This is a genomic window from Streptomyces europaeiscabiei (assembly GCF_001550375.1).
GTDB classification, from domain to species: Bacteria; Actinomycetota; Actinomycetes; order Streptomycetales; family Streptomycetaceae; genus Streptomyces; species Streptomyces europaeiscabiei.
This window is the reverse complement of the sequence record NZ_LRTR01000235.1, coordinates 1-4,573: the sequence shown is the minus strand read 5'-3', so window position 1 is coordinate 4,573 and position 4,573 is coordinate 1. Positions and strand designations below refer to the sequence as shown.

General features: G+C 73.8%; 5 protein-coding genes. All 5 read left to right on the top strand.

What is annotated here, in order from left to right; translation table 11 throughout:
* On the top strand, positions 1-243 hold a 243-nt coding region (locus AWZ10_RS11385), incomplete at its 5' end, for a pantoate--beta-alanine ligase (RefSeq protein WP_208618483.1).
* Positions 240-1,955 carry an L-aspartate oxidase gene (locus AWZ10_RS11380; RefSeq protein ID WP_060891002.1) on the top strand — a complete coding sequence of 572 codons (1,716 nt, stop codon included), beginning with the start codon at positions 240-242 and terminating at the stop codon, positions 1,953-1,955. The genes AWZ10_RS11385 and AWZ10_RS11380, both read left to right, overlap by 4 nt.
* 5 nt (positions 1,956-1,960) lie before the next feature.
* Positions 1,961-2,947, top strand: a complete 987-nt coding sequence (nadC, locus tag AWZ10_RS11375; protein ID WP_046710050.1) for a carboxylating nicotinate-nucleotide diphosphorylase — start codon at positions 1,961-1,963, stop codon at positions 2,945-2,947.
* Between the two features lie 14 nt (positions 2,948-2,961).
* The gene (locus AWZ10_RS11370; protein WP_060891001.1) at positions 2,962-3,759 is read left to right on the top strand and encodes a type III pantothenate kinase; all 798 of its coding nucleotides are present in this window, start codon (positions 2,962-2,964) and stop codon (positions 3,757-3,759) included.
* A 303-nt stretch (positions 3,760-4,062) separates the two neighbouring features.
* A partial coding sequence (locus AWZ10_RS11365) for a hypothetical protein (protein ID WP_060891000.1) occupies positions 4,063-4,573 on the top strand: 511 nt, incomplete at its 3' end.

The window sequence follows — 4,573 nt, the reverse complement described above, 5'->3', positions numbered from 1 at the left end:
GCCATGTCCAAGGCCGCCCCCGGCGGCCCGGCCGCCGTCCGCGGCGCAGCCCGCCTGGTCCTCGACGAGGCCCTGCGCATGCAGCCGCCGCTCGCCCTGGACTACCTGGCTCTGGTCGACCCGTCCGACTTCACCGACATCCCCGACGGCTTCACCGGTGAAGCCGTCCTCGCCGTCGCGGCCCGGGTGGGGACGACCCGGCTGATCGACAACATCCCCCTGACCTTCGGAGCCGCCTCGTGACCACCACAGGCATACGACTGCACGCGCCCGCCCCGGGATGGTCCGTCGCCGCCGACGTCGTGGTCGTCGGCTCCGGCGTCGCCGGCCTCACCGCCGCGCTGCGCTGCGAGGCCGCCGGCCTCCGTACGGTCGTCGTCACCAAGGCCCGCCTCGACGACGGCTCCACCCGCTGGGCCCAGGGCGGCATCGCCGCCGCCCTCGGCGAGGGCGACACCCCCGAGCAGCACCAGGACGACACCCTGGTGGCCGGCGCGGGCCTGTGCGACGAGGAGGCCGTACGGCTCCTCGTCACCGAGGGCCCCGACGCCGTACGCCGCCTGATCGAGACCGGCGCCCACTTCGACGAGTCGGAGGAGGGCGGCCTGGAGCTGACCCGCGACGGCGGCCACCACCGCCGCCGCATCGCCCACGCGGGCGGCGACGCGACCGGCGCCGAGATCTCCCGGGCCCTCGTCGAGGCCGTACGCGCGCGCGGGCTGCGCACGGTCGAGAACGCGCTCGTCCTGGACCTCCTGACGGACGCCGACGGCCGCACCGCCGGTGTCACCCTGCATGTCATGGGCGAGGGCCAGCACGACGGCGTGGGAGCCGTCCACGCCCCCGCCGTGGTCCTCGCCACCGGCGGCATGGGCCAGGTCTTCTCCGCCACCACCAACCCGTCCGTCTCCACCGGCGACGGCGTCGCCCTCGCCCTGCGCGCGGGCGCGGAGGTCTCCGACCTCGAATTCGTGCAGTTCCACCCGACCGTGCTGTTCCTGGGCGCGGACGCGGAGGGCCAGCAGCCGCTCGTCTCCGAGGCGGTACGCGGCGAGGGCGCCCACCTGGTCGACGCCGAGGGCATCCGCTTCATGCTCGGACAGCACGAACTGGCGGAGCTGGCGCCCCGCGACATCGTCGCCAAGGGCATCATGCGCCGCATGCAGGAACAGGGCACCGAGCACATGTACCTGGACGCCCGGCACTTCGGCTCCCACATGTGGGAGCACCGCTTCCCGACGATCCTCGCCGCCTGCCGCGCCCACGGCTTCGACCCCGTCACCGAGCCCATCCCGGTCGCCCCGGCCGCCCACTACGCCTCCGGCGGCGTCCGCACCGACGCCCAGGGCCGGACCACCGTCCCCGGCCTCTACGCCTGCGGTGAGGTCGCCTGCACCGGCGTCCACGGCGCCAACCGGCTCGCCTCGAACTCCCTCCTGGAGGGCCTGGTCTACGCCGAGCGCATCGTCGCCGACATCGCCGCGGCCCACGCCGGGAACGGCCTCCACGCGCCCGTGCCCCAGCCCGTCCCGTACGCCGAGAAGCCGGCGCACCCGCTGCTCGATCCGGAGATCCGGTTCGCGATCCAGCGGACCATGACCGAGGGCGCCGGTGTCCTGCGTTCCGAGGCCTCCCTCGCGACCGCCGCGGAGGCCCTGGACCGGCTGCACGCGCAGGCCCGCGACGCCCTCGCCGAGCACGGCAAGACGGCCGAGCCGGGCGTCGACACCTGGGAGACCACCAACCTCCTGTGCGTGGCCCGCGTCCTGGTCGCCGCCGCCCGGCTGCGCGAGGAGACCCGCGGCTGCCACTGGCGCGAGGACCGCGCCGAGCGCGACGACGCCGCCTGGCGCCGCCACATCGTCGTACGGCTGAATCCGGACCGGACGCTCGCCGTACACACCACGGATACCGCAGACTTCCCCCCGACCCGGCCGCATCACCAGGAGCAGTGACAGACGTGAGCACCCCCGAACTTCCCCTCGCCTCCGGCGGCGGCTGCGGCGACGGCTGCGCCTGCGGCGCCGACGACGGGTTGACCGAAGAGGAGTACCTGGAGTGCGGGCTCGACCCCGCGCTCGCCCAGCTCCTGGCCGACGCCGGACTCGACCCCGTGGAGGTCGAGGACATCGCCAACGTCGCCATCCAGGAGGACCTCGACCACGGCGTGGACGTGACCACGGTCGCGACCATCCCCGAGGACGCCCGCGCCACCGCCGACTTCACCGCCCGCGAGGGCGGCGTCGTGGCGGGCCTCAGGATCGCCGAGGCGGTCCTCTCGGTGGCCTGCACCGACGAGTTCGAGGTCGAGCGGCACGTCGACGACGGCGACCGCGTCGAGGACGGCCAGAAGCTCCTCAGCGTCACCGGCGCCACCCGCGACCTCCTCACCGCCGAGCGCAGCGCCCTGAACCTGCTGTGCCGCCTCTCCGGCATCGCGACCGCCACGCGCGCGTGGGCGGACGCCCTGGAGGGCACGAAGGCGAAGGTGCGCGACACCAGGAAGACGACGCCGGGGCTGCGCTCCCTGGAGAAGTTCGCGGTCCGCTGCGGCGGCGGGGTCAACCACCGCATGTCCCTCTCGGACGCGGCCCTCGTCAAGGACAACCACGTGGTCGCCGCGGGCGGTGTCGCCCAGGCCTTCAAGGCCGTGCGCGAGATGTTCCCCGAGGTGCCCATCGAGGTCGAGGTCGACACCCTCCACCAGCTCCGCGAGGTCCTCGACGCGGGCGCCGACCTGATCCTCCTGGACAACTTCACGCCGCTCGAGTGCGAAGAGGCCGTGGGGATCGTCGCCGGCCGAGCCGCCCTCGAGGCCTCGGGCCGCCTGACCCTCACCAACGCGAAGGCGTACGCGGACACGGGCGTCGACTACCTGGCCGTCGGGGCCCTGACCCACTCGGCCCCGATCCTGGACATCGGCCTCGACCTGCGCGCGGCCGAGTAGGGCGGGGACGGGTCATGCTGCTGACGATCGACGTGGGCAACACCCACACCGTCCTCGGTCTGTTCGACGGCGAGGACATCGTCGAACACTGGCGCATCTCCACGGACGCGCGCCGCACCGCCGACGAACTGGCGGTTCTCCTCCAGGGCCTCATGGGCATGCACCCGCTCCTGGGCGACGAGCTGGGCGACGGCATCGACGGCATCGCGATCTGCGCCACCGTCCCGTCCGTCCTGCACGAGCTCCGTGAGGTGACCCGCCGCTACTACGGCGACGTCCCGGCGGTCCTCGTCGAGCCCGGTGTGAAGACGGGCGTCCCGATCCTGACGGACAACCCCAAGGAGGTCGGCGCCGACCGCATCATCAACGCCGTCGCCGCCGTCGAGCTGTACGGCGGCCCGGCCGTCGTCGTGGACTTCGGTACGGCCACGACGTTCGACGCGGTCAGTGCGCGCGGCGAGTACGTCGGCGGCGTCATCGCACCCGGCATCGAGATCTCCGTCGAGGCCCTCGGCGTCAAGGGTGCCCAGCTCCGCAAGATCGAGGTCGCCCGCCCCCGCAGTGTGATCGGCAAGAACACGGTCGAGGCCATGCAGTCCGGCATCGTCTACGGGTTCGCCGGCCAGGTCGACGGGGTCGTGAGCCGCATGGTCCGCGAACTCGCCGACGACCCCGAGGAAGTGACGGTGATCGCTACGGGTGGGCTGGCGCCGATGGTCCTCGGCGAGTCCTCCGTGATCGACGAGCACGAGCCGTGGCTGACGCTGATCGGGCTGAGGCTGGTGTACGAGCGGAACGTGTCGCGCCTGTGAGGCTTGTTCCGCCCCCGCCCCCGCCCGTCCCATCCTCGGGGGCTCCGCCCCGGACCCCGTTCGCGCAGTTCCCCGCGCCCTGAAAAAAAGGGGCGCGGGGAACTGCTCGACAAGCCCACCCATCCGCAGCTGGGGGTGGAAGGGGCGCAGCCCCTGGAGGATGGGACGGGCGGGGGCGGCGGGGGCGGAAGAAAACCGTCCACGCGGGTGGAACCCCGGCGCCACGCGTCGTCAGGGCATCTCTTTTGTCTGATTAGCGCGTATCGTCGCCGCATGCCCACGCCCCACGGAACCCGCGGCGGCATGGCGTTCGGTGCGGAGGAGCTGCGTGTGCTCCGTCGTGCCCTCGCCCTCGCCCTCAATCCCAGCCCCGCCTCCGCGGAGGAGGTGCAGGACTGCCTCCGGCTCGCCGAGTCCGTCGACGAGGCGACCCGCGAGGACGCCCGCCTGAGGGCCTTCCTGCTGGCCGACCTCGCCCGCTACCGTGCCGCGCTCCCCGGCACGGTCACGGGCTACGCCGCACTCCTCACGGAGGCCCTGGACACCGGGTACCGACCCCACCCGGACGACCTCGCCGCCCTGCGCGCGCTGCGCGGCAGCCCCGCCGCCGCAGCCCTCCTGGAACGCTGCCGTCCGCTCGCCGAACAGGACGTGCGCGCCCGCTTCGCGGGGCGCGCGGCCACATCGGTGGTGGTCGTCCCGGCCTCCCGCTCCGGCTCCGGCCGCTCCCGGCTCCGGCTCACCGCTCTCCCCGGCGGCCTGTCGGAACAGGGCACACACGCGCGCGGCGTCGCCGGAGAGCCCGCCGAGCCGA

Bases quoted from the DNA above. Each gene is read 5' to 3' on its own strand.
- AWZ10_RS11370 (WP_060891001.1), top strand. From the start codon at position 2,962: ATGCTGCTGACGATCGACGTGGGCAACACCCACACCGTCCTCGGTCTG.